Origin of the sequence: Bradyrhizobium sp. HKCCYLS2038 (assembly GCF_051167655.1) — a bacterium.
Taxonomy (GTDB): Bacteria; Pseudomonadota; Alphaproteobacteria; order Rhizobiales; family Xanthobacteraceae; genus Bradyrhizobium.
The window spans coordinates 648,270-672,452 of record NZ_JBNPTM010000004.1; the positions used below are offsets into that span (position 1 = coordinate 648,270).

The 24,183-nt window shown below is 65.1% G+C and carries 19 protein-coding genes; 3 read left to right on the forward strand and 16 right to left on the reverse strand.

Annotated features, from left to right (window positions below; translation table 11 throughout):
* Positions 1 to 75: 75 nt before the first annotated feature.
* From atpD to ACQR1I_RS20910, 4 genes are all read right to left on the reverse strand, one after another.
* A complete protein-coding gene (gene atpD / locus ACQR1I_RS20895) occupies positions 76 to 1,518 on the reverse strand; it encodes a F0F1 ATP synthase subunit beta (protein ID WP_434866430.1) in 1,443 nt (480 codons plus the stop codon).
* A gap of 96 nt (positions 1,519 to 1,614) precedes the next feature.
* Positions 1,615 to 2,493: a F0F1 ATP synthase subunit gamma gene (locus tag ACQR1I_RS20900; RefSeq protein ID WP_434866431.1), complete on the reverse strand. Its 879-nt coding sequence runs from the start codon at positions 2,491 to 2,493 to the stop codon at positions 1,615 to 1,617.
* 155 nt (positions 2,494 to 2,648) lie between these two features.
* A complete protein-coding gene (atpA, locus tag ACQR1I_RS20905; RefSeq protein ID WP_316238521.1) occupies positions 2,649 to 4,181 on the reverse strand; it encodes a F0F1 ATP synthase subunit alpha in 1,533 nt (510 codons plus the stop codon).
* The gene (locus ACQR1I_RS20910) at positions 4,181 to 4,741 is read right to left on the reverse strand and encodes a F0F1 ATP synthase subunit delta (RefSeq protein WP_434866648.1); all 561 of its coding nucleotides are present in this window, start codon (positions 4,739 to 4,741) and stop codon (positions 4,181 to 4,183) included. Before ACQR1I_RS20910 ends, atpA begins: the two co-directional genes overlap by 1 nt.
* Positions 4,742 to 5,401: 660 nt before the next feature.
* Between ACQR1I_RS20910 and ACQR1I_RS20915 the strand changes: the two genes are divergently transcribed.
* The gene (locus ACQR1I_RS20915) at positions 5,402 to 5,947 is read left to right on the forward strand and encodes a septal ring lytic transglycosylase RlpA family protein (protein ID WP_434866432.1); all 546 of its coding nucleotides are present in this window, start codon (positions 5,402 to 5,404) and stop codon (positions 5,945 to 5,947) included.
* A gap of 121 nt (positions 5,948 to 6,068) precedes the next feature.
* On the opposite strand, the gene ACQR1I_RS20920 is transcribed toward ACQR1I_RS20915, so the two are convergent.
* Positions 6,069 to 8,279: a primosomal protein N' gene (locus ACQR1I_RS20920; protein ID WP_434866433.1), complete on the reverse strand. Its 2,211-nt coding sequence runs from the start codon at positions 8,277 to 8,279 to the stop codon at positions 6,069 to 6,071.
* Between the two features lie 427 nt (positions 8,280 to 8,706).
* On the opposite strand from ACQR1I_RS20920, the gene ACQR1I_RS20925 reads away from it, so the two are divergent.
* Both ACQR1I_RS20925 and ACQR1I_RS20930 read left to right on the forward strand, forming a co-directional pair.
* The gene (locus tag ACQR1I_RS20925) at positions 8,707 to 9,609 is read left to right on the forward strand and encodes a tyrosine recombinase XerC (protein ID WP_434866649.1); all 903 of its coding nucleotides are present in this window, start codon (positions 8,707 to 8,709) and stop codon (positions 9,607 to 9,609) included.
* 82 nt (positions 9,610 to 9,691) lie between these two features.
* Positions 9,692 to 10,282: a DUF4337 domain-containing protein gene (locus tag ACQR1I_RS20930; RefSeq protein WP_434866434.1), complete on the forward strand. Its 591-nt coding sequence runs from the start codon at positions 9,692 to 9,694 to the stop codon at positions 10,280 to 10,282.
* A gap of 314 nt (positions 10,283 to 10,596) precedes the next feature.
* On the opposite strand, the gene ACQR1I_RS20935 is transcribed toward ACQR1I_RS20930, so the two are convergent.
* The 11 genes from ACQR1I_RS20935 to ACQR1I_RS20985 all read right to left on the reverse strand — a co-directional run bounded on the left by ACQR1I_RS20935 (position 10,597) and on the right by ACQR1I_RS20985 (position 24,165).
* A complete protein-coding gene (locus tag ACQR1I_RS20935; RefSeq protein ID WP_434866435.1) occupies positions 10,597 to 11,139 on the reverse strand; it encodes a hypothetical protein in 543 nt (180 codons plus the stop codon).
* A gap of 130 nt (positions 11,140 to 11,269) precedes the next feature.
* Positions 11,270 to 12,673: a dihydrolipoyl dehydrogenase gene (gene lpdA / locus ACQR1I_RS20940; protein WP_434866436.1), complete on the reverse strand. Its 1,404-nt coding sequence runs from the start codon at positions 12,671 to 12,673 to the stop codon at positions 11,270 to 11,272.
* A 45-nt stretch (positions 12,674 to 12,718) separates the two neighbouring features.
* On the reverse strand, positions 12,719 to 13,465 hold the full coding sequence (locus ACQR1I_RS20945; protein WP_434866437.1) for an SDR family oxidoreductase: 747 nt from the start codon (positions 13,463 to 13,465) through the stop codon (positions 12,719 to 12,721).
* A 65-nt stretch (positions 13,466 to 13,530) separates the two neighbouring features.
* Complete coding sequence (gene odhB / locus ACQR1I_RS20950; RefSeq protein ID WP_434866438.1) at positions 13,531 to 14,766, reverse strand: 2-oxoglutarate dehydrogenase complex dihydrolipoyllysine-residue succinyltransferase; 1,236 nt, start codon at positions 14,764 to 14,766, stop codon at positions 13,531 to 13,533.
* Between the two features lie 141 nt (positions 14,767 to 14,907).
* Positions 14,908 to 17,865, reverse strand: a complete 2,958-nt coding sequence (locus ACQR1I_RS20955; protein ID WP_434866439.1) for a 2-oxoglutarate dehydrogenase E1 component — start codon at positions 17,863 to 17,865, stop codon at positions 14,908 to 14,910.
* A 137-nt stretch (positions 17,866 to 18,002) separates the two neighbouring features.
* Positions 18,003 to 18,887 carry a succinate--CoA ligase subunit alpha gene (gene sucD, locus ACQR1I_RS20960; RefSeq protein ID WP_172112915.1) on the reverse strand — a complete coding sequence of 295 codons (885 nt, stop codon included), beginning with the start codon at positions 18,885 to 18,887 and terminating at the stop codon, positions 18,003 to 18,005.
* A gap of 55 nt (positions 18,888 to 18,942) precedes the next feature.
* The gene (sucC, locus tag ACQR1I_RS20965) at positions 18,943 to 20,139 is read right to left on the reverse strand and encodes an ADP-forming succinate--CoA ligase subunit beta (RefSeq protein WP_434866440.1); all 1,197 of its coding nucleotides are present in this window, start codon (positions 20,137 to 20,139) and stop codon (positions 18,943 to 18,945) included.
* Between the two features lie 126 nt (positions 20,140 to 20,265).
* On the reverse strand, positions 20,266 to 21,234 hold the full coding sequence (mdh, locus tag ACQR1I_RS20970; RefSeq protein WP_434866441.1) for a malate dehydrogenase: 969 nt from the start codon (positions 21,232 to 21,234) through the stop codon (positions 20,266 to 20,268).
* A 227-nt stretch (positions 21,235 to 21,461) separates the two neighbouring features.
* Entirely contained in the window at positions 21,462 to 22,643 is a 1,182-nt protein-coding gene (gene zapE, locus ACQR1I_RS20975; protein WP_434866442.1) for a cell division protein ZapE, read from the reverse strand.
* A gap of 144 nt (positions 22,644 to 22,787) precedes the next feature.
* Positions 22,788 to 23,327, reverse strand: a complete 540-nt coding sequence (gene thpR / locus ACQR1I_RS20980) for an RNA 2',3'-cyclic phosphodiesterase (RefSeq protein ID WP_434866443.1) — start codon at positions 23,325 to 23,327, stop codon at positions 22,788 to 22,790.
* Positions 23,328 to 23,532: 205 nt separating this feature from the next.
* Complete coding sequence (locus tag ACQR1I_RS20985; RefSeq protein ID WP_434866650.1) at positions 23,533 to 24,165, reverse strand: arylesterase; 633 nt, start codon at positions 24,163 to 24,165, stop codon at positions 23,533 to 23,535.
* Between the last annotated feature and the right edge of the window lie 18 nt (positions 24,166 to 24,183).

Sequence of the window (24,183 nt, forward strand, 5' to 3'; positions counted from 1 at the left end):
AGCGAATGGCGAGTAGTGAATGGAGAAGGGAGCAGCGGATAACCCTATTCGCTACTCCCTATTCGCTATTCGCCCTTAGGCGGCTTCCGCCGCCAGCTTCTTGCCCTTCTCGACCGCCTCGTCGATGTTGCCGACCATGTAGAAGGCGGCCTCCGGGAGGTGGTCGTACTTGCCTTCACACAGGCCCTTGAAGCCCTTGATGGTGTCGGCGAGGTCGACGAACTTGCCGGGCGAGCCGGTGAAGATTTCGGCGACGTGGAACGGCTGCGACAGGAAGCGCTCGATCTTGCGGGCGCGGGCGACGGTGAGCTTGTCCTCTTCCGACAGCTCGTCCATGCCCAGGATGGCGATGATGTCCTGCAGCGACTTGTAGCGCTGGAGGATCTGCTGGACCATGCGCGCGGTCTGATAGTGCTCCTCGCCGACGACCAGCGGGGAGAGCATGCGCGAGGTCGAGTCGAGCGGGTCGACCGCCGGATAGATGCCCTTTTCCGAGATCGCGCGGTTGAGCACGGTGGTGGCGTCCAAGTGGGCGAACGAGGTCGCCGGCGCCGGGTCGGTCAAGTCGTCGGCCGGCACGTAGATGGCCTGCACCGAGGTGATCGAGCCCTTGTTGGTGGTGGTGATGCGCTCCTGCAGCGCGCCCATGTCGGTGGCGAGCGTCGGCTGATAACCCACGGCGCTCGGAATACGACCGAGCAGCGCCGACACTTCCGAGCCCGCCTGGGTGAAGCGGAAGATGTTGTCGACGAAGAACAGCACGTCCTGGCCCTGGTCGCGGAAGTGCTCGGCGACGGTGAGGCCGGTCAGACCGACGCGGGCGCGGGCGCCCGGCGGCTCGTTCATCTGACCGAACACCAGCGCGCACTTCGACTTGACGCTCGGATCCGGATTGTGCGGATCGGCGTTGACCTTGGACTCGATGAACTCGTGATAGAGGTCGTTGCCCTCACGGGTACGCTCGCCGACGCCGGCGAACACCGAGTAACCACCGTGCGCCTTGGCGACGTTGTTGATCAGCTCCTGGATCAGCACGGTCTTGCCGACGCCGGCGCCGCCGAACAGGCCGATCTTGCCGCCCTTGGCGTAAGGCGCGAGCAGGTCGACGACCTTGATGCCGGTGACGAGAATTTCAGCTTCCGTCGACTGGTCAGTGTAGCTCGGCGCGTCGGCGTGGATCGGGCGCAGGCCTTCCGCCTTGACCGGGCCGGCTTCGTCGATCGGCTCGCCGATGACGTTCATGATGCGGCCGAGCGTGCCCTCGCCGACCGGCACCCGGATCGGCGAACCGGTGTCGCTCACCTCCTGGCCACGCACCAGACCTTCGGTGGTGTCCATCGCGATCGTGCGCACGGTGGATTCACCGAGATGCTGGGCGACCTCGAGCACCAGGCGGTTGCCGCCGTTCTTGGTTTCGAGCGAGTTGAGAATGGCCGGCAGGTGACCTTCGAACTGCACGTCGACGACGGCGCCGATGACCTGGGTGATGCGACCGATCTGGTTGGCTGCGGTAGCCATTGAGTGTCTCTCCTTACGATCCGTATACGAAACCACGGTCGGCTCGACCGGGATATGTTCCAAAGTTGCGCTTTCAACGGGCGCTGCGCGATCCGGTTAGACCGCTTCGGCGCCCGAAATGATTTCGATCAGTTCCTTGGTGATCATCGCCTGACGCGTGCGGTTGTAGATCAGCGTCTGCTTGCGGATCATCTCGCCGGCGTTGCGGGTGGCGTTGTCCATCGCCGACATCTGCGCACCGTAGAACGAGGCGTTGTTCTCGAGCAGCGCGCGGAAGATCTGGACGGCCAGATTGCGCGGCAGCAGACCGGCGAGGATCTCGTCCTCCTCCGGCTCGTACTCGTAAGGGGCCAGCGGCGCAGCATTGGCGGCACGCGCCTCGACGACCAGCGGAATGATCTGCTGCGCGGTCGGGATCTGCGCGATCACCGAGCGGAAGCGCGAGTAGAACAGGGTGCAGACGTCGAACTCGCCGGCCTCGAAGCGGGCGATCACCTTCTTGGCGATGTCATCCGCATTGGCGAAGCCGATCTGGCGCACCGACCGCAGGTCCAGGTGCTCGACGATCTGCTTGTCGAACTGGCGGCGCAGCTGCTCATAGCCCTTGCGGCCGACGCAGAAGAATTTCACTTCCTTGCCCTGGTTCATCAGGGCGAGCGCACGTTCGCGCGCCAAGCGCACGATCGAGGAGTTGAACGCGCCGGACAGGCCGCGCTCGCCGGTGCAGACCAGCAGCAGATGCACCTGATCGCGCCCGGTGCCCGCGAGCAGGCTCGGCCCGCCGGCGGAGGCGATGGTGGCGCTCGCGATGTTGGAGATCACGGCGTCCATCTTCTCGGCATAGGGACGCGCCGCCTCGGCCGCCAGCTGCGCGCGGCGCAGCTTGGAGGCGGCGACCATCTGCATCGCCTTGGTGATCTTCTGCGTCGCCTTGGTCGAGGCGATGCGGACCCGCATGTCTTTCAGTGACGCCATTGTTCGTCTAGCTCACCCCGGCAGCCGATCCCCTGGAGACCCGACCGCTCAACCCTGAGATTGGTCATGCCCGGCCTGATGCCGGGCATGAGATGTCACGTTGTTCCACCCCGAAGGCGTGGATGGCCGGCTGGAAGCCGGCCAAACCTTCGCGATCAGGCGAAGGTCTTGGCGAAGCCTTCGACCACCGCCTTCAGCTTGGCGGCGCTGTCGTCGGACAGGTCCTTGCTGTCGCGGATCGCGTTCAGCAGGTCGGCGTTCTTGCCGCGCAGCAGCGACAGCAGGCCGTCCTCGAAGGCGCGAACCTTGCCGAGCGGAAGCGCGTCGAGATAGCCGTTGGTGCCGGCCCAGATCACGCAGACCTGCTCTTCCATCTTCAGCGGCGAGAACTGCGGCTGCTTCAGGAGCTCGGTCAGGCGCGAGCCGCGATTCAGCAGGCGCTGGGTCGAGGCATCGAGGTCGGAGCCGAACTGCGCGAACGCCGCCATCTCGCGGTACTGCGCCAGCTCGCCCTTGATCTTGCCGGCGACCTTCTTCATCGCCTTGGTCTGCGCCGAGGAGCCGACGCGCGACACCGACAGACCGACGTTCACCGCGGGGCGGATGCCCTGGAAGAACAGGTCGGTCTCCAGGAAGATCTGGCCGTCGGTGATCGAGATGACGTTGGTCGGGATGTAGGCCGACACGTCGTTGGCCTGCGTCTCGATGACCGGCAGCGCGGTCAGCGAGCCCAGACCATGGTCCTTGCCGAGCTTCGCAGCGCGCTCGAGCAGGCGGGAGTGCAGGTAGAACACGTCGCCCGGATAGGCTTCGCGGCCCGGCGGGCGGCGCAGCAGCAGCGACATCTGGCGGTAGGCGACGGCCTGCTTGGACAGATCGTCATAGATGATGACGGCGTGCATGCCGTTGTCGCGGAAGTACTCGCCCATCGTGCAGCCGGTGAACGGTGCGAGGTACTGCATCGGCGCCGGATCAGACGCGGTCGCGGCGACCACGATCGAGTACTCCAGCGCGCCCTGCTCCTCGAGCACCTTGACGAACTGGGCGACGGTCGAGCGCTTCTGGCCGATCGCGACGTAGACGCAATACAGCTTCTGGCCTTCGGGCGCGCCGGCAACGTTCAGCGGCTTCTGGTTCAGGATGGTGTCGAGCGCGATCGCGGTCTTGCCAGTCTGGCGGTCGCCGATGATCAGCTCGCGCTGGCCACGGCCGACCGGGATCAGGGCGTCGATCGCCTTCAGGCCAGTGGCCATCGGCTCGTTGACCGACTTGCGCGGAATGATGCCGGGCGCCTTGACGTCGACCCGCTTGCGCTCGGTCGCCTGGATCGGGCCCTTGCCGTCGATCGGGTTGCCGAGCGCGTCGACGACGCGGCCGAGCAGGCCCTTGCCGACCGGCGCGTCCACGATGGCGCGGGTGCGCTTGACGGTCTGGCCTTCCTTGATCTCGCGGTCGGCGCCGAAGATGACGATACCGACGTTGTCGGTTTCGAGGTTCAGCGCCATGCCGCGGGTGCCGTTCTCGAACTCGACCATCTCGCCGGCCTGGACGTTGTCGAGACCGTAGACGCGGGCGATACCGTCACCGACGGACAGCACCTGTCCGACTTCGGTGACTTCGGCTTCCTGCCCGAAATTCTTGATCTGGTCCTTGAGGATCGCGGAAATTTCCGCGGCGCGGATGTCCATCAGCCTGCCTCTTTCATCGCGTGCTTGATCGAGTTGAGTTTGGTGCGAAGCGAACTGTCGATCATCCGGCTGCCGAGCTTGACGACGAGCCCGCCGATGATCGCTGGATCCACTTTCACGTTGAGCGCAACGTCCTTGCCGGTCACCGTCTTCAGTGAGGCCTTCAAGGCGTCGAGATTCTTGTCGGAGAGCGGCTCGGCGACGGTAACGTCGGCCGTGGCCTCACCCTTGTACTTGGCAACCAGCGCGTTGAAGGCGCGGATCACGTCGGAGACCGCGAACAGGCGGCGGTTGGTGGTCAGCACCCGCAGCACGTTGGCGGCGACACCGCTGATGCCGGCCTTGTCGAGCACGGCATTGAGCGCCTTGAGCTGCACGTCGGCGCCGAACACCGGACTGCGGACCAGACGCTTGAGGTCAGCGCTCTCATCGAGAAGGGCATTGAACTTGTCGAGATCGGCCTTGACCGTATCGACGGACTTTTCGTCGCGGGCCAGTTCAAACAGGGCCGTCGCGTAACGTCCGGACACACCGGATACGGAGGGATCTTCAGCAGCCACAGACGTGCTCTTTTTTATATGTGCCCAACCCACAAGAGGGAAACCGGCGCGCTGGTGCAGCACAAACCAGTTAAGCCCTTGGAATTCAAGCAGGACTTTGATTTTCGATCGCCGCAGGGAGCAGCTTGATCACGAAAAGCGGCGCTTTGCTAACATAGCGTAAGCGCAGCCGCAACAAGCGGTGGCCCGCTATTCGGCACCTTGTTGCCGCGCCGCACCGAGAGCGCGCCCCGCAGCACGACGCGACCGTCTCAGCTCTCCGCTCGCCCCAACACTCGCCGGACTTCGATACCGTTGAACCAAAGAGCGTTCCAGCTGTTGCTGCATGGCCGCCATGCCTCAGAACCCTTGACTACCGGTTCTTACCTGCGGTGGCCGCCGCCTAACACCGGCACGCATTACTTGCCGACATCTTGACACGCACGATGGAGACTTCGGTCAACAGTATCCCGAAGTATTAATAAGTTAATGAAACGTTAAATCGTCAGATTACGGAATTTTCCCTAGCTCTGAAAGACAGTCTCAAGTTCATCTGGCCGAAACGGAACAAAATCTACTGCCCCATTCATGCCTCATTGGCCCACCAAACGGCGCCCGCCTCAACACCTGACGGGGGTCCACTGGCTGCAGAATGCAGCAATACTGTTTCGAGGGACTGAGATGCTGAAACTGAAGAACTTCTCGGCTGGCAAGATTGCCGGCTCGCGCACCGCGCTCGCTGTTGCCGTTACGCTGATCGTCGGCGGCACCACCACCGAAGCCTCGGCCCGGTCCAGGCATCACCATCATCATGCTCGCCATCACCATCATCACATGGCGCGCCAGGCCGCTGAGCCCGCGGCAGACTCGTTCTCGAATGGCTGGTCGAACAACTCGTCCTGGATGAATGCCCACGCGTCGGTCTCGCCGTCCTCCGGCACCGGTCGCAGCTTCTCCGGCTTGGCGTCGTACTACGGCAACGAGTCCGGCAGCCGCACCGCCTCCGGCCAGCGCATGAACGCCAACGCCATGACCTGCGCCCACCGCTCGCTGCCGTTCGGCACCAAGCTGCGCGTCACCCATGGCGGCAACAGCGTCATCGTCACGGTCAATGATCGCGGCCCGTTCATTCGCGGCCGGGTGCTCGACCTCTCGACCGGCGCCGCCCGCGCCATCGGCCTGACCCGCGCCGGCGTCGGCCGCGTGACCGCCGAGATCGTGTCGTAAGCCACCCATCTATCCGCGCGTCATTGCGAGCGCAGCGAAGCAATCCAGGGCCCCGTCGGGACTCTGGATTGCTTCGTCGCTGCGCTCCTCGCAATGACGGTGGAGAGAGCGGTGCCAACCTCTACAGGAAGCTCTGCGGGTCGACGTCGACCTCGAGCTTGAGATTGCCCCTGGGCTTCTCCGCATGCGCCAGCCAGTGGCGCAGGTAGTCCGACAGATCGAAATTGCGCGCCGACTTGAGCAGCAGCCGGAAACGGTAGCGGCCCTTGATGACGGCGAGCGGGGCTTCGGCCGGGCCGAGCAGCAGTACCCCCTCCTCACGCGGCGCTGACGCCACCAGCCGACGGGCAAAACCTTCCGCAGTAGGCCTATCCCCCGCCGAGATGATCAGGCTCGCCAGCCGTCCGAACGGCGGATAGCCGGTGCGCTCGCGGGCCTCGATCTCGCTGGTGTAGAAGGCCTCGCGGTCGCAGGCGACCAGCGCCTTCATCACCGGGTGCTCGGGCTGGTGGGTCTGAAGATAGCCGCGGCCGCGGCCCTGCTCGCGGCCAGCGCGGCCAATCACCTGGTTCAGGAGCTGCCAGGTGCGCTCGGCGGCGCGCGGATCGCCGTTGCCGAGGCCAAGATCGGCATCGACCACGCCGACCAGATTGAGCCGCGGGAAGTTGTGGCCCTTGGCGACGAGCTGGGTGCCGATGATGAGGTCGACGCGGCCTTCGGCGATCTCGGTCAGCTCGGCGCGCATGGTCTCGACCGAGGTGATCAGGTCGCTAGACAGCACCATGCTGCGGGCATCGGGAAACAGCGTCGCCGCTTCCTCCTGCAGCCGCTCGACGCCTGGGCCGACGGCGACCAGCGATTCCTCGGCCGCGCAATGCGGACAGGTCGGCGGCCTCCCCATCGAGAACCCGCAATGATGGCAGACCAGCCGCTGGCGGAAGCGGTGATCGACCAGCCAGGCGTCGCAGATGGTGCAGGCGAAGCGGTGGCCGCAGGCGCGGCACAGGGTGAGCGGGGCATAGCCGCGCCGGTTCAGGAACAGCAGCGCCTGCTCGCCGCGCTCGATCGCGGTGCGGATCTCCCCCGCCAGCCGCGGCGAGACGTAGCGGCCGCGCGGCGGCGGCTCACGCCTGAGATCGATAGCCTCGATGTGCGGCATGTGCTGGCCGCCGAAACGCGACGGCAGCGCGACGCGCTGGTAGCGGCCCTTGCGCGCGTTGACCTCAGTCTCGACCGAGGGCGTCGCCGAGGCCAGCACAACCGGGAATTTGGCGAGGTGGCCGCGCACCACGGCCATGTCACGGGCGTGATAATGGGCGCCCTCGTCCTGCTTGTAGGCCTGGTCGTGCTCCTCATCGACGACGATGAGGCCGAGGTCGGCATAGGGCAAAAATAGCGCCGAACGCGCGCCGACCACCACCGGCGCCTCGCCGGCCGCAATCGCCGCCCAGTTGCGCTGTCGCGTGCGCGGCGTGAGCTCGGAGTGCCATTCCAACGGACGCACGCCGAAACGTTTCGAGAAGCGGTCGAGAAACTGCCCGGTCAGCGAAATCTCCGGCATCAGGATCAGCGACTGCCGGCCGCGCCGCACCGTCTCGGCCACCGCTTCGAAATACACTTCCGTCTTGCCGGAGCCGGTGACACCGTCGAGCAGCGCGACGTTGAAGGTGCCAGTCGTGGCCAGCGCGCGCATCGCCTCGACGCCGGCCAGCTGGGCGTCGAAGAACTCCGGCTGGGCGAAGGACGGATCGGGCGCCGGCGGCGGCAGCGCGCGGGGCATGGCCTCGACCGTGAGCGTGCCCTCGTCGACCAGGCCGTCGATCACGCTGGCGGAGACACCGATCTCGCGGACGAGGTCGGACTTGCCATGCAGCAGGCCGTCCGACATGGCCTCGATCACGCGGCGACGCGCCGGTGTCAGCCGCTTCGGCGGATCACCGACCAGGCGGACGCCGAGGCGGACGCGCTCCGGGCCGAGCTGCTCGCCCATGCGCAGGGACATCCGTAGCACCATGCCGCGCGGCGACAGCGTGTAATTGGCGACCCAATCGACCAGCGACCGCAGCTCCGGCTTGAGCGGCGGCACGTCGAGCTTCTCGCTGACGTCCTTGAGCCGGTTGTGCAGCCGCGGATCGGGATTGGCGTTCTCCGCCCACACCACCGCCAGCACCTCGCGCGAGCCCAGCGGCACGCCGACAACGTCGCCCGGCTTCAGCGCCATCCCCCGTGGCACGCGGTAGGAATAGGTATGGTCGAGCGCGACCGGAACCAGCACGTCGACCACGCCGGCCGTGCTGGCTGCACCTGGGAAGAGATCGGTCGGGCGGTCCATGAGGGCGGAGATAGCCTTGCTCGGATGGAAGCGAAAGCCGCCCGGCAAAGTTAGCGAACGGTAAAGGACGAGGATGCGATATATGGGATTGTCCTTAGATGAGGTCGAGCACTTTCGGCATCTGCCGTGCACCCTCTCCCTTTGTGGGAGAGGGTGGCGAGAATGAGCGGAGCGAAGTTCGCGCCGGGTGAGGGGTCTGTCTCCGCGGATGCAGACCCCTCACCCGGCTTCGATGCTTCCGCATCGAAGCCACCCTCTCCCACAAGGGGAGAGGGTGCACCGACATTGCCGCCGACTGGGTTCGACATCATCAACACGATGGATCGGCGGGCATCGACGACGCACTATGGCAAAGACGGCACAAGTCACTGAGCAGGAGCCTGAGCTCACCGACCTCATCGGCGCCGATGACGGCGTCGTCCGCGCGATGATGCAGTGGCTGGCGCATCTGCGCAGTGAGCGGCGGCTGTCGCCGAAGACGGTCGAGGCCTATGCGCGCGACCTGCGGCAGTGCCTGCAATTCCTCTGTACCCATTGGGGTGAGCCGGTGACCTTGGCGCGATTCGCCGCTCTCGAGGCCGCCGACATCCGCGCCTTCCTGGCGATGCGCCGCGCCGATGACATCGCCGGACGCTCGCTGATGCGGACCTTGGCGGGGCTGCGCTCGTTCGGCCGCTTCCTGGAGCGCGAGGGCCAGGGCAAGGTCGGTGCGCTCTCCGGCGTCCGCGCACCCAAGATCGCCAAGAGCCTGCCGAAGCCGTTGCCGATGGATGCCGCCAAGCGCCTCGCCGATGCCGACGAGCGTGCCGGTGAAACCCGCGAGACCTGGGTGCTGGCGCGCGACGCCGCCGTGATGGCCCTGCTCTATGGCTCAGGCCTGCGCATCTCCGAGGCGCTCGGCCTGAAGCGCCGCGAGGTGCCACGCGCCGGCGAAGGCGACGTACTGATCGTCACCGGCAAGGGCAACAAGACGCGCATGGTGCCGGTACTGCAGAACGTGCTCGCGCTGATCGACGAGTATGCCCGGCTGTGCCCTTATCCGCTTCCCGGCGACGGCCCGATGTTCGTCGGCGCCAAGGGCGGTCCCCTCAGCCCGCGTATCATCCAGCTCGCGATGGAGCGGCTGCGCGGTGCGCTCGGCCTGCCCGACAGCGCCACGCCGCATGCGCTGCGCCACTCCTTTGCAACCCATCTGCTGTCGCGCGGCGGCGATCTCCGCGCAATCCAGGAGCTGCTCGGCCACGCCTCGCTGTCGACCACGCAGGTCTATACCGGCATCGATGCGGAGCGGCTGCTGCAGGTCTACGCTTCGGCGCATCCGCGGCGCTGACACCGTTCCGTCACATCGTTTCCCTTGCGCGACCACCATGGTTCCGGCAATCGTCTCCCTCGCTTGATCCGGAGGGGAACAGATGAGCGCACATGAGAGCATGGAGCATGCGGAGCACGCCGAGCACGCCTCGGGTGAGAACAAGAAGATCGCGCTGCTGATCGCGATCATCGCGCTGTTCCTGGCGCTGTCGGAAACGCTCGGCAAGGGTGCGCAGACCGAATCGATCAGCAAGAACGTCGAGGCGTCCAACCTGTGGGCCTTCTTCCAGGCCAAGACCGTGCGCCGCACCGTGGTGCAGACGGCGGCCGAGCAGGGCAAGCTCAACCTGCCGGCGCTGCCCGACGAGGCGGCGAAGGCGTCGCTGCAGAAGCAGATCGACGAGTGGCAGAAGAATGCAGCCCGTTACCGCTCGGAGCCGGAAACCGGCGAAGGCAGCGAGCAGCTCGCCGAGCGCGCCAAGCACGCCGAGCACGAGCGCGACGAGGCGACGGCGAAGTACCATCATTATGAGCTGGCGTCGGCCGCCTTCCAGATCGGCATCGTGCTGGCCTCGGCGACGATCATCACCGGGATGGTGATTCTGGCCTGGGCCTCCGGCGGGCTCGCGCTGATCGGGATTGCCATGACGCTGCTCGGGCTCTTCCAGCCGCATCTGCTGCATCTGCACTGAGATGAGGAAGCGGCCTTGATGCGGCGTACTGCTCGCCAGGGCTAGCACTTCGACGTTCAGAGTCTCGTGATCGTCTTTGTCCCCGTCGTCATGCCCGGGCTTGTCCCGGCCATCCACGTGGTTCTGCACGCTGAAAACGACGTGGATGGCCGGGACAAGCCCGGGCATGACGGAGTAACTAAATTAGGGGGTTGCTCATCGCGACAGCCCCACATCTCTCGATGCGATTGCTCCGCCTCGCTCGTTCAGGGCCGTAACAGCTCCGGCCATTGCCATTGTGGTCGGTCGGAACGTTCCGACTCGTTCGGCGAGTGTCAGCGTGCCTGCTGCACGCTGCGGCGGAAGCGCTGGATCTGGCGAAGCACGCGGACCGACCAGCCGCGGGTGTTGCCGCGGAGCAGATCGCCCACGACCTCACGGACGCGCTGCTTGATCGGATCGACCAGAGCGGCCGCCTTGCTTCGCAGCGCCAGCACGTTGTCATACAGCCAGGCGAACCAGCCCATCTGCAGCAGCTTGCTGCGCGTGACGTCAAAGATGAAGGCGGTGATACCGACGCCGACCATCTTGCCGAAGACGATGGTGACGATCGCCAGCTTCCACTGATGGTGCATCAACAGCCACATGCCGAGCAGCTTGAGCGGAAACAGCAGCACGACGGGCACGACGAAGACAACCAGGGTCAGCGCTGGCGACAGCGTCTCGATGCGCGCGGCGAGCCAGTGCTTCAGGCTGCGCAGCGGGATCGCGGCGACGATACGCGCGACGATCGGCTCGAGATGGTCCCACAGCCAGGCTTCGATCAGGAAGATGATCGCGAGCAGGACCCAGAACGGCTGAAGCAGGCGGCGCAGCATTGGTCTCCATCTCCGCCAGGCCCCGGACATGAGGCCGCTATGACGTTAGGACCTCACACCTTGCCGTTTGGTTCAGCGTGACCGGCCGGTTTTTTTGTCGCACCTGCCGACCATACCGCTGTGGCGCCGGTCACATGTGGATGGCGCGCTTGCCCACCGCAAGTGCCGCTTCCTTGACAGCCTCCGACCGCGTCGGATGGGCGTGGCAGGTGCGGGCGAGATCCTCCGCAGAGCCACCGAACTCCATCAATACGGCCGCTTCGTGAATCATCTCCCCGGCTTCGCGGCCGATGATGTGGGCACCGAGCACGCGATCGGTCTTCGCATCTGCGAGGATCTTCACGAAACCGTCAGTCGTCTGGTTGACCTTCGAGCGGCCGTTGGCGGTAAAGGGGAACTTACCAACGGTATAAGCGACGCCGGCCTGCTTCAGCTCGTCCTCCGTCTTGCCGACCGAGGCGACCTCCGGCGTGGTGTAGACCACGCCCGGAATGATGTCGTAGTTCACGTGGCCGGCCTGGCCGGCCAGGATCTCGGCGACCGCAACACCCTCGTCCTCAGCCTTGTGCGCAAGCATCGGGCCGGCAACGACGTCGCCGATGGCGTAGACGCCGGGCACGCTGGTCGCGAAATGGTGATCGATCTGGACGCGGCCGCGATTGTCGAGCACCACGCCGGCCTCTTGCAGGCCGAGACCGTCGGTGTAGGGCACGCGTCCGATCGCGACGAGCACGACATCGGCTTCGATCTTCTCGGCAGCGCCGCCCGCTGCCGGCTCGATCGTGGCCGAGAGCGTCGCACCCGAGGTGTCGACGCCGGTAACCTTGGCGCCGAGCTTGAAGGCGAAGCCCTGCTTCTCGAGGATGCGCTGGAACTGCTTGGCGATCTCGCCATCCATGCCGGGCAGAATGCGATCGAGGAATTCGACCACCGTGACCTTGGCACCGAGGCGGCGCCACACCGAGCCAAGCTCGAGCCCGATCACGCCGGCGCCGACCACGAGCAGGCTCGACGGCACCTTGTCCAGCGACAGCGCGCCGGTCGAAGAGACGATGCGCTTCTCGTCGATCTCAATGCCCTTCAGGCGCGCGATGTCGGAGCCGGTGGCGATCACGATGTTCTTGGTCTCGACGGTCTGGGCTGCGCCGTCATTGCCAGTGACCTGAAGCTTGCCGGTGCCGAGGATCTTGCCCTTGCCCACGAGCACGTCGATCTTGTTCTTCTTCATCAGGAACTCGACGCCCTTGACGTTGCCGTCGATGCCCTGCTGCTTGAAGTTCATCATCGCAGGCAGATCGACCTCGGGTGCCGAGACCTTGATGCCCATCTTGGCGAAGGAATGCCCGGCCTCCTCGAACAGCTCAGAAGCGTGCAGCAGCGCCTTCGAGGGCATGCAGCCGACGTTGAGGCAGGTGCCGCCGAGGGTGGCATTCTTCTCGACCACCGCCACCTTCATGCCGAGCTGTGCGGCGCGGATGGCGCAGACATAACCACCGGGACCGGTACCGATGACGACGAGATCGTAGTTAGCCATGGTCGAATGTTCCGTAAGCTTGCAAGTCAGAAATAGTGACGGTCGTCAGCGTCCGCCCGACACGTCGAGAATGGCCGAAGTGACATAGGAGGCCTCGTCCGACAGCAGCCAGACGATGGCATTGGCGATTTCCTCCGCGGTACCGACGCGCTTCATCGGCACATTGGGGGCGAGGCGGTGAGCGCGATCGGGCTCCCCGCCGGAAGCGTGAATTTCGGTGTCGATCAGGCCGGGCCTGATCGCGGCGACGCGAATGCCCTCGCTCGCGACCTCATGGCCGAGACCGACGGTGAAGGAATCGATCGCGCCCTTCGACGCGGCGTAGTCGACATAGGTGTTGGGCGAGCCGAGCTTGGCCGCGACCGACGACAGGTTGATGATCACCCCGCCCTGGCCGCCGTGCCGCGTCGACATCCGCTTCACGGCCTCTCTTGCGCACAGGATGCTGCCGGTGACATTGACCGCCATCAAACGCTCGATACGCTCCGCGCTCATCTCGTCGACGCGCGTGGTCGGGCCGACGATGCCGGCATTGTTGATCAGCGCACCAAGTGTGCCGAACTTGTCGGCCGCCTTGAACAGCGTGAGAATGTCGTGCTCGCTGCCGACATCGCATTTCACCGCGATGGCCTTGCCGTTCCTGGCCTCGATCGCCGCGACCGTGCTCTGCGCCGCCGCTTCGTTCGACGCGTAGCCGACCACGATCTTGAAGCCGCGCGATGCGGCGGCGATTGCGGTGGCGCGGCCGATGCCGCGACTGCCGCCGGTGATCACTGCAACCCTGTCGGTCATGATGGCCCCCGTAGGTTTGAGGCGCGCTGTTGGGCGCGCCTCATGTGGTCAAGTCGTCGTTAGGCTCAGAGATCCAAAACCAACCGCGCCGGATCCTCCAGGCTCTCCTTGACGCGCACCAGGAAGGTCACCGCTTCCTTGCCGTCGATGACGCGGTGATCGTAGGACAGCGCCAGATACATCATCGGGCGGACCTCGATTTTGCCGCCGACCACGATCGGACGCTCCTGGATCTTGTGCATGCCGAGGATGCCGGACTGCGGCGCGTTCAGGATCGGGGTCGACATCAGCGAGCCGTAGATGCCGCCATTGGTGATCGTGAAGGTGCCGCCCTGCATCTCGTCGATCTTGAGCTGGCCGTCACGGGCGCGGCGGCCGAAATCGGCGATGCCCTTCTCGATGTCGGCGATCGACTTGTGGTCGCAGTCGCGCACGACCGGCACGACCAGGCCCTTGTCGGTGCCGACGGCGACGCCGATGTGGTAGTAGTTCTTGTAGATCAGATCGCTGCCGTCGATCTCGGCGTTGACGGCCGGGATGTCCTTCAGCGCCTGCACGACGGCCTTGGTGAAGAAGCCCATGAAGCCGAGCTTCGAGCCGTGCTTCTTCTCGAACACGTCCTTGTACTGGCTGCGCAGCGCCATCACGTTGGTCATGTCGACCTCGTTGAAGGTCGTCAGCATGGCGGCGGTGTTCTGCACGTCCTTGAGGCGGCGCGCGATGGTCTGGCGCAGCCGGGTCATCTTGACGCGCTCCTCGCGCGCGGCGTCGTCGGCCGGCGACGGCGCGCGGACCTGCACCGACGCAGCCGGCTGATTGACCGGAGTCGGCGCCGAGGCGGCGCGCTCGATCGCGGCCAGCATGTCACCCTTGGTGACGCGGCCGTCCTTGCCGGAGCCCGGCACGGTGGTGGCGTCGACGCCGCTCTCGGCCGAGAGCTTGCGCACCGACGGGGCCTGCGGCGTGTCGGCGGGCAACGCCTTGGCGGGCGCGGGAGCGGCAGCTGGTACCGCTGCGGCAGGCTTCGCCGGAGCGGGAGCCGTAGCAGCCGGCTTGGCGGCGACAGCACCATCGTTGATCTGGCCGAGCAGCGCGCCGACGGCGACGGTCTCGCCGTCCTTGGCAATGATCTCGCCGAGCGTGCCGGCCGACGGCGCGGGCACCTCGATCGTGACCTTGTCGGTCTCGAGCTCGACGAGCGGCTCGTCGACCGCGACCGCGTCGCCGGCCTTCTTGAACCAGCGGCCGATGGTGGCTTCGGTGACGGATTCACCAAGCGTCGGAACGCGAATGTCAGTCATGGTCTTTATCCTCAATAACCCGTGCGGTCATAAAGCCCGTCCGCCATCGCCTTGCGGCGAGCAAGCGATGCGGCACGGATGATCAACGCGATGGACTTGTACTCGCGCCCCGCAGATCGCGGGGCGCACTTCAAAGGCAGGTCAGTTCAAGGCTTCGTCGAGCAGCGCCTTCAGCTGGGCGAGATGCTTGGACATCAGGCCCGTGGCGGTGGCAGCCGATGCGGCACGGCCGGCATAGCGCGGACGCTTGCTCTTGCCGCCGGTCTGGTTCAGCACCCACTCGATATAGGGCTCGATGAAATGCCAGGCGCCCATGTTGCGCGGCTCTTCCTGGCACCACACCACTTCGGCGTTCTTGAAGCGTCCGAGCTCGGCGACCAGCGCCTTGAGCGGCACCGGATAGAGCTGCTCGATGCGCATCAGATAGATGTCGTTCAGCCCGCGCTTCTCGCGCTCGTCGTAGAGGTCGTAATAGACCTTGCCCGAGCACAGCACGATGCGGCGGATCTGATCGTCCAGCACCAGCTTGGTCTTGTCGTCCGCCTGCATCTGGGCGTCATCGTACAGGATGCGGTGGAACGTCGTGCCCTTGGCCAATTCCTCGAGCCGCGACACCGCGCGCTTGTGGCGCAGCAGCGACTTCGGCGTCATCACGATCAGCGGCTTGCGAATCTCGCGATGCAGCTGACGGCGCATGACGTGGAAGTAGTTCGCCGGCGTGGTCGGGTAGACCACCTGCATGTTGTCCTCGGCGCAGAGCTGCAGATAGCGCTCGAGGCGCGCCGACGAATGCTCCGGACCCTGGCCCTCATAGCCATGCGGCAAGAGGCAGACGAGGCCGGACATGCGCAGCCATTTGCGCTCGCCGGACGAGATGAACTGGTCGAACAGCACCTGCGCGCCGTTGGCGAAGTCGCCGAACTGCGCCTCCCACAAGGTCAGCGCGGTCGGCTCGGCCAGCGAGTAGCCGTACTCGAAGCCAAGCACGGCCTCTTCCGACAGCAGAGAGTTGATGACCTCGAAGTGGCCCTGCTGCGCGACCAGATGGTTGAACGGCGTGTAGCGGCTCTCGTCTTCCTGGTCGATCAGCACCGAGTGGCGCTGCGAGAACGTGCCGCGCTCGCAGTCCTGACCCGACAAGCGAACCTTGTGGCCCTCGAGCAGCAGCGAGCAGAACGCCAGCGCCTCGCCGGTCGCCCAGTCCAGGCCGATGCCGCTCTCGATCGCCTTGGCGCGGTTCTCCAGGAAGCGCTGGATCGTGCGGTGCGGCCTGAAGCCGTCCGGCACCTTGGTGATCTTGCGGCCGATCTCCTGCAGCCGATCGAGCTCGACGCCGGTCACGCCGCGGCGCGCCTCTTCCTCCTGGTCGGCGGACTTGAAGCCCGCCCACTTGCCGTCGAGCCAGTCGGCCTTGTTCGGGCGATAGGACGTACCGGCCTCGAATTCGGCATCGAGACGGGCGCGCCAGTCGGCTTTGGCCTTGTCGACCTCGCCCTCGGTCATCACGCCCTCGGCGACCAGCCGCTTGGAGTAGATCTCCAGGGTCGACGGATGGGCACCGATCTTCTTGTACATCACCGGCTGGGTGAACGCGGGCTCGTCGCCCTCGTTGTGGCCGTGCCGGCGGTAACAGAACATGTCGATGACGACGGGCTTGTGGAATTTCTGCCGGAACTCGATCGCGACCTTGGCCGCGAACACCACCGCCTCCGGATCGTCGCCGTTCACATGGAAGATCGGCGCGTCGATCATCTTGGCGACGTCGGACGGATAGGGCGACGACCGCGAGTACCGCGGATAGGTCGTGAAGCCGATCTGGTTGTTGACGATGAAATGAATCGAGCCACCTGTCCGGTAGCCCTTCAGATCGGACAGCGCGAAGCACTCGGCCACGACGCCCTGGCCGGCGAACGCGGCGTCGCCATGCATCAGCAGCGGCAGCACCGAAATGCGCATATCAGGCGGATCACCGTGCTGGTCCTGCTTGGCGCGGACCTTGCCGAGCACGACGGGATCGACGATCTCGAGATGCGACGGGTTCGCAGTCAGCGACAGATGGATGCGGTTGCCGTCGAACTCGCGATCCGAGGAGGCGCCGAGGTGATACTTGACGTCGCCGGAGCCTTCGACCGCGTCGGGATTGGCCGAGCCGCCCTTGAACTCGTGGAACAGCGCGCGATGCGGCTTGCCCATCACCTGCGTCAGGACGTTGAGGCGGCCGCGATGCGGCATGCCGAGCACGATCTCCTTCACGCCGAGATTACCGCCGCGCTTGATGATCTGCTCCAGCGCCGGGATCAGCGACTCGCCGCCGTCGAGGCCGAAGCGCTTGGTGCCGGTGAACTTGACGTCGCAGAACTTCTCGAAGCCCTCGGACTCGATCAGCTTCTGCAGGATGGCGCGGCGACCCTCGCGGGTGAACGAGATCTCCTTGTCCGGACCCTCGATGCGCTCCTGGATCCAGGCCTTCTGCGCCGCGTTGGTAATGTGCATGAACTCGACGCCGAGCGTCTGGCAGTAGGTGCGCTCGCAGATCGCGACGATCTCGCGCAAGGAGCCGTATTCGAGGCCCAGCACGTGATCGAGGAAGATCTTGCGGTCGTAGTCGGCCTCGGTGAAGCCATAGGAACGCGGGTCGAGCTCCTCGCGGTTCTTCGGAGCCTCGATGCCGAGGGGATCGAGCTTAGCGTGAAAGTGGCCACGCATGCGGTAGGCGCGGATCAGCATCAACGCGCGGACAGAGTCGCGGGTGGCCTGGTTGACGTCAGCCGGCGACAATTCGACGCCCTTGGTCTGCGCCTTCTGCGAAATCTTCTCGCCGACCTTCTTCTCCACCACGGCCCAGTTGCCGTCGAGCGCGGACGTCAATTCGTCGCGGGGGGAGACCGGCCAGTTGTTGCGCGCCCAGGAGGGGCCCGAGGCGTTCTTCTGAACGTCGGCCGGCGCGTCCTTCAGGCTCTTGAAGAACTCCTGCCACTCCGGGTCGACCGAAGCGGGGTCTTTCTCGTAGCGCGCGTAGATCTCATCGATGTAGGTGGCATTGGTGCCCTGCAGAAAAGACGACAGGGCGAAGGCGGCGTTCGCATCTTGGCGAGACATGGTAGCGTCCTGGTAATTTCGATGCGCCCATCAAAACGGCGCAATGCCTGACCCCTGTGAAAAGGGGTCAGGCTCGGGTTAGGACGGTTTACCTTATTCTTTGTAAATATTCGCGCCGAAAAGCACTAAGTCCTGAATCAGGATTTCAACTTTTCGACAAGCGTCTTGCCAAGGCGCGCCGGCGACGGAGACACTGTAATACCAGCCGCTTCCATCGCGGCCGTCTTCGAGCCAGCATCGCCCTTGCCGCCCGAGATGATCGCACCCGCGTGGCCCATGCGGCGGCCGGGAGGGGCGGTGACACCGGCGATGAATCCCACCATCGGTTTCTTGCGGCCGCGCTTGGCCTCGTCCTTGATGAACTGCGCCGCGTCCTCCTCGGCCGAACCGCCGATCTCGCCGATCATGATGATCGAGGTGGTCTTGGGGTCGGCCAGGAACATCTCGAGCATGTCGATGAATTCGGTGCCCTTAACCGGGTCGCCGCCGATGCCGACCGCCGTGGTCTGGCCGAGGCCTTCCGACGTCGTCTGGAACACGGCTTCATAGGTCAGGGTGCCGGAGCGCGACACGATGCCGACCGAGCCGGGCTTGAAGATGTTGGCCGGCATGATGCCGATCTTGCACTCGCCGGCGGTCATGACGCCCGGGCAGTTCGGCCCGATCAGGCGCGACTTGGATCCCACAAGCGAGCGCTTGACGCGAACCATGTCCAACACCGGGATACCCTCGGTGATGCAGACGATCAACGGGACCTCGGCGTCGATGGCCTCGCAGATCGCATCCGCGGCGCCCGGCGGCGGCACGTAGATCACCGACGCGTCGGCGCCGGTGGCCTCGCGGGCCTCCTTGACGGTGTCGAAGACGGGCAGGCCGAGATGGGTCGAGCCGCCTTTGCCCGGCGAGGTGCCGCCGACCATCTTGGTGCCGTAGGCGATCGCCGCCTCGGAGTGGAAGGTGCCGTTCTTGCCGGTGAAGCCCTGGCAGATGACCTTGGTGTTCTTGTCGATGAGGATGGACATCGTGCTTTCTCTAAAAGCGTTGCGGTGAGGACGAAGCGAGCGCCGGAAACGGCGCTCAGCCTCCCTTGACGGCCTTGACGATCTTCTGCGCGGCGTCGTCGAGATTGTCGGCGGGCAGCACGTTCAGACCGGACTCGCTGATGATCTTCTTGCCGAGATCGACATTGGTGCCTTCGAGGCGCACCACCAGCGGCACCTTCAGGCCGACTTCCTTCACCGCGGCCACGACGCCCTCGGCAATGACATCGCACTTCATGATGCCGCCGAAGATGTTGACCAGGATGCCCTTCACGTTCGGGTCGGCGGTGATGATCTTGAAGGCAGCCGCGACCTTCTCCTTGCTGGCGCCGCCGCCGACGTCGAGGAAGTTGGCGGGCTCCATGCCGTACAGCTTGATGATGTCCATCGTCGCCATGGCGAGGCCGGCGCCGTTGACCATGCAGCCGATGGTGCCGTCGAGCGTGACGTAGTTGAGGTCGTACTTGGAGGCCTCGATCTCCTTGGCGTCCTCCTCGGTCTCGTCACGCAGTGCGACGACCTCGGGATGCTTGAACAGCGCGTTGGAGTCGAACGACACCTTGGCGTCGAGCACGCGCAGCTGGCCCTGCTTGGTGACGACCAGCGGGTTGATCTCGAGCATCGCCATGTCCTTGGCGACGAAGGCGTTGTACAGCTGGGTGGTCAGCTTCTCGGCCTGCTTGGCGAGATCGCCCGAGAGCTTCAGCGCCTTGGCGACGGCGCGGCCGTGATGGCCCATGACGCCGGTGGCCGGGTCGACCGAGAAGGTGATGATCTTCTCGGGCGTGCTGTGAGCGACGTCCTCGATGTTGACGCCGCCTTCGGTCGACACCACGAACGCGACCTTCGAGGTCTCACGATCGACCAGCAGCGACAGATAGAATTCCTTGTCGATGTCCGAGCCGTCCTCGATGTAGAGGCGGTTGACCTGCTTGCCATCGGGGCCGGTCTGCACGGTCACCAGGGTCGCGCCGAGCATCTGCTTGGCGAACGCATTGACCTCGTCGATCGACTTGGCGAGGCGAACGCCGCCCTTGTCGCCGGCCGAGGCTTCCTTGAACTTGCCCTTGCCACGGCCGCCGGCGTGGATCTGGCTCTTCACGACCCAGACCGGACCGCCGAGCGTCTTAGCCGCCGCATCCGCGTCCTCCGGACGGAGAACCGGCACGCCCTTGGAAATCGGCACGCCGAACTCGTGCAGCAGTGCCTTGGCCTGATATTCGTGAATGTTCATAAGCGCTTGCTCCCCAAACCCGCGAAGGGGTGACGTCTGGAATTGTTCTGTGGATGCTTGGTATACCATATACCAAGCATCCTGCAACTCGATCTCAGCGGGTCTTGCGGCCCGCCGCTACAATGTTCAGCGGCCGAGCAGGTCGGGCGCGATCTTCTTGCAGGCGTCGACCAGGCCCTGGACGGCTGCGACCGACTTGTCGAACGCCTCGCGATCCTTGCCGGCGAGCTCGATCTCGACGATGCGCTCGACACCCTTCGAGCCGATGACAACCGGCACGCCGACATACATGTCCTTGACGCCGAACTCGCCGTTGAGATGGGCGGCGCAGGGCAGCACGCGCTTCTTGTCGCGCAGATAGCTCTCGGCCATCGCGATCGCCGACGCCGCCGGTGCGTAGTAGGCCGAGCCGGTCTTGAGCAGGTTGACGATCTCGGCGCCGCCGTTGCGGGTGCGATCGACGATCTCGTCGATGCGTGCCTGCGAGGTCCAGCCCATCTTGACGAGATCCGGCAGCGGAATGCCGGCAACGGTGGAGTACTTGGTCAGCGGCACCATGGTGTCGCCATGGCCACCGAGCACGAAGGCGGTGACGTCCTCGACCGACACGTTGAACTCATCGGCCAGGAAGTAGCGGAAGCGGGCGGAGTCGAGCACGCCGGCCATGCCGACGACCTTCTTCGCCGGAAGGTTGGAGGCCTTCTGCAGCGCCCAGACCATCGCATCGAGCGGGTTGGTGATGCAGATGACGAAGGCGTCGGGGGCGTACTTCTTGATGCCGGCGCCGACCTGCTCCATGACCTTGAGGTTGATCGACAACAGATCGTCGCGGCTCATGCCCGGCTTGCGCGGCACGCCGGCGGTCACGATGCACACCTTGGCGTTGTCGAGCGCCTCGTAGGAGTTGGCGCCGGAGTAGTGCGCGTCGAAGCCGTCAACCGGCGAGGACTGGGCGATGTCGAGCGCCTTGCCCTGCGGGACGCCTTCGGCAATGTCGAACATCACGACGTCGCCGAGCTCCTTGAGGCCGACGAGGTGAGCCAGCGTTCCGCCGATCTGACCGGAGCCAATCAAAGCAATCTTGTCGCGCGCCATGGCAAATTTTCCTTTGAACCCGAAGGAGTGAGGGAGGTTGAAAAGTCGACTGGGTGGTTATCCCTTTCGCCCCGGCCGTTCAAGTCACGCTATGGCCAATTGACGGGCGTGCCTTGATTTCGATCAGGACCGGGCGGCAGGTGATGCTGATCCTTTCAGCATGATTGACGTGGCCTTTTCGCGGCCATCTGCCCGGCGGCGGGTGCTGCCGGTTGGATCCTTGTTTGTCAGGTTTCGACCAGACCCGTAGAAGTCCCGGATGCGGCGGAGTCCTTCCGTCCGTGAGGCAGCGCCAGATACGACTCCGAGCCCATCTCGATCAAGCGCGACGACGTGCGCTTGAACTCCATGGCTTCGATGCCCTCGGTCGCGACGTAGAGCGAGATCGGGTCGGCTTCGGCAGAGGCGATCAGCTTCACGGCATTGTCGTAGAGCGTGTCGATCAAGGTGATGAAGCGCTTGGCGGCGTTGCGCTCCGCGTAGTCCATCACCGGAATATGGTCGATCAGGATCGTATGGTAGTCGTGCGCCAGCCTGAGATAATCCGAGGCGGCCAGCGGCTTGTCGCACAGGTCGGCAAAGCCGAAACGGGCCACGCCGTTGGCCGAGCACGGCACATCCAGCACGCGCCCCTTGATGGTGATGTCCCGTGAGCGGCACGGCGCATGGCCGGTCAACCGGCCCCAGGCCTTGTCGAGCGCAGCGCGCGCATCGGCGTCGGGCGGCACCAGCCACATCTTCACGCCCGCCAGCTTCTCCAGCCGGAAATCGGTGCGCGCGTCGAGCCGCGCGACATCCATGTGATCGGCGATCTGCTTGATGAAGGGCAGGAACAGCGCGCGGTTGAGCCCCCCCTTGTAGAGATCTTCCGGCGCGACGTTGGAGGTCGCCACGACGACGGTGCCGAGCTCGAACAGCTTGGCGAACAGACGCCCCAGGATCATGGCGTCGGCGATGTCGGTGACGTGGAATTCGTCGAAGCAGAGCAGCCAGGCCTGATCGAAGATCGCCTGCGCCGTCAGCCCGATGACATCGCCATCGGCGAGCTCGCCACGCGCGATGTTCTGTCGATAGCCGTAGATGCGCTCGTGCACCTCGGCCATGAATTCGTGGAAATGCGCGCGGCGCTTGTGCTCGACCGGACAGTTCTGGAAGAACAGGTCCATCAGCATGGTCTTGCCGCGGCCGACTTCGCCATGGACATAGAGGCCATTCGGCGGCTCGCTCTTGTCGGCAAAAAGGCGGCCGAACAAACCTTGCTTGCGCGTCGGCTTGTAGGTGGAAAGGCGGCGCTCAAGCGCGGCCAGTGCGTCGGCGACCTCGGCCTGGGCCGGGTCGGCCTCGATCGCACCGGTGTCGACCAGCGACTGGTATTGCGCGCGGAACGCGTCTGAGGGAGTGGACAGCATGAGCCCACTCTAGGTCATGAGACTAACGGAAAATGCAATCCGCAAATGGTGGAAGCCGCCATGCAGCCGGGCCGTAGGATCGTGGTATATGGCACGCAAACGCCGTTGCTCGCGTTAGTCGCGGGCTAACGACGTTGCACGGCCTCAGCCCGCGCACAGATCGTAAGCGTCCTCCACGACGTACGGCCCGCCGCCCGTGGACGCACGGGACGAGAACAGCACGAAGCGCTCGGCGACGAAAACCCGGCTCGGGAAGTAACCGCGGACCGACAGATAGTCGGCCACGTCCTGGCTCGACGCGTCGTGCAACCGCGCCAGCGTGACGTGCGGCACGAATTTGCGTCCCTCCGGGTCGAGGCCGATCCGCTGCATCATCCGCTCCAGCTCGGCCTGAAGCTCGATCAGCGGCCGGCTCGGCGCGATGTTGGCGATGACTGCGCGCGGCTTGCGGCCGCCGAACGTGGACAGGCCCTGCACCGTCACCTCGAACGGCTTGCGGTTGACCCGCCAGAGCATCGCGGCGATCTCGTTCGCCGACGCGCCGTCGATGTCGCCGATGAAGCGCAGGGTGACGTGGTAATTTTCAGGATCGATCCAGCGGGCGCCGGGAAGGCCACCCCGCAAATTGGAGAGCGTCTGGCCGACCTCGGCCGGGATCTCCAGTCCAGTAAACAGACGCGGCATCGTTTCAGGACTCCCGATGCTGGAGGCTGATCTCGAAAGGTGACGAGATCATGCCTTGACGAAATGATCGACGACGAATCGCCAATGCATAAATCCTACCGAACTTATATGACTCCACGACGGAAGGGGCGTTAACGCCCGTAAAACCTGCGGAAAACCCGGCCCTTATGGTTATCGCAAATGATCTGCCGCGGGCTTCGTTCCGTCATTGCCCACGAAGCGGACGCAGGAATGCTTCCGCACTAGGCAGCATCCTGGAGACGATGATGTCGACCCCGGCCGCAGTCGGATGGATGCCGTCCGCCTGGTTAAGCTTGGGATCGGCAGCCACGCCATCAAGGAAGAACGGGTAGAGCGGCACGTCGAATTCCTTGGCGAGATCTGGGTAGATCGCATTGAACTTCGCAGCGTAGTCGCTGCCGTAGTTCGGCGGCGCCAGCATGCCGCACACCATGACGGCGATCTTCCGCGCCTTCAGCCGGGTCACGATCTCGGTCAGGGCCTTGCGGGTGACTGCGGGATCGATGCCGCGAAGCGCGTCGTTGGCGCCAAGCTCGACAATGACAGCCTCGGTGCCGTCGGGCACCGACCAGTCGAGCCGGTCGCGGCCGCCGGAGGAGGTGTCGCCGGACACGCCGGCATTGGTCAGGTCGATCGGCAGCCCCTTGGCCTGCAAAGCCTTTTGCAACTTGGCAGGAAACGAATCCGAGGCCGACAGGCCAAGCCCAGCGCTCAAGGAATCGCCGAGCACGACGAGCTTGATCGGCTTGGCGGGATCGGCCCCGGCCCATGCCGGGCCGACTGTCATCAAGCCGAGCATCAACACGAGTATGTGCACGAAGAAATGTCCGCGCCT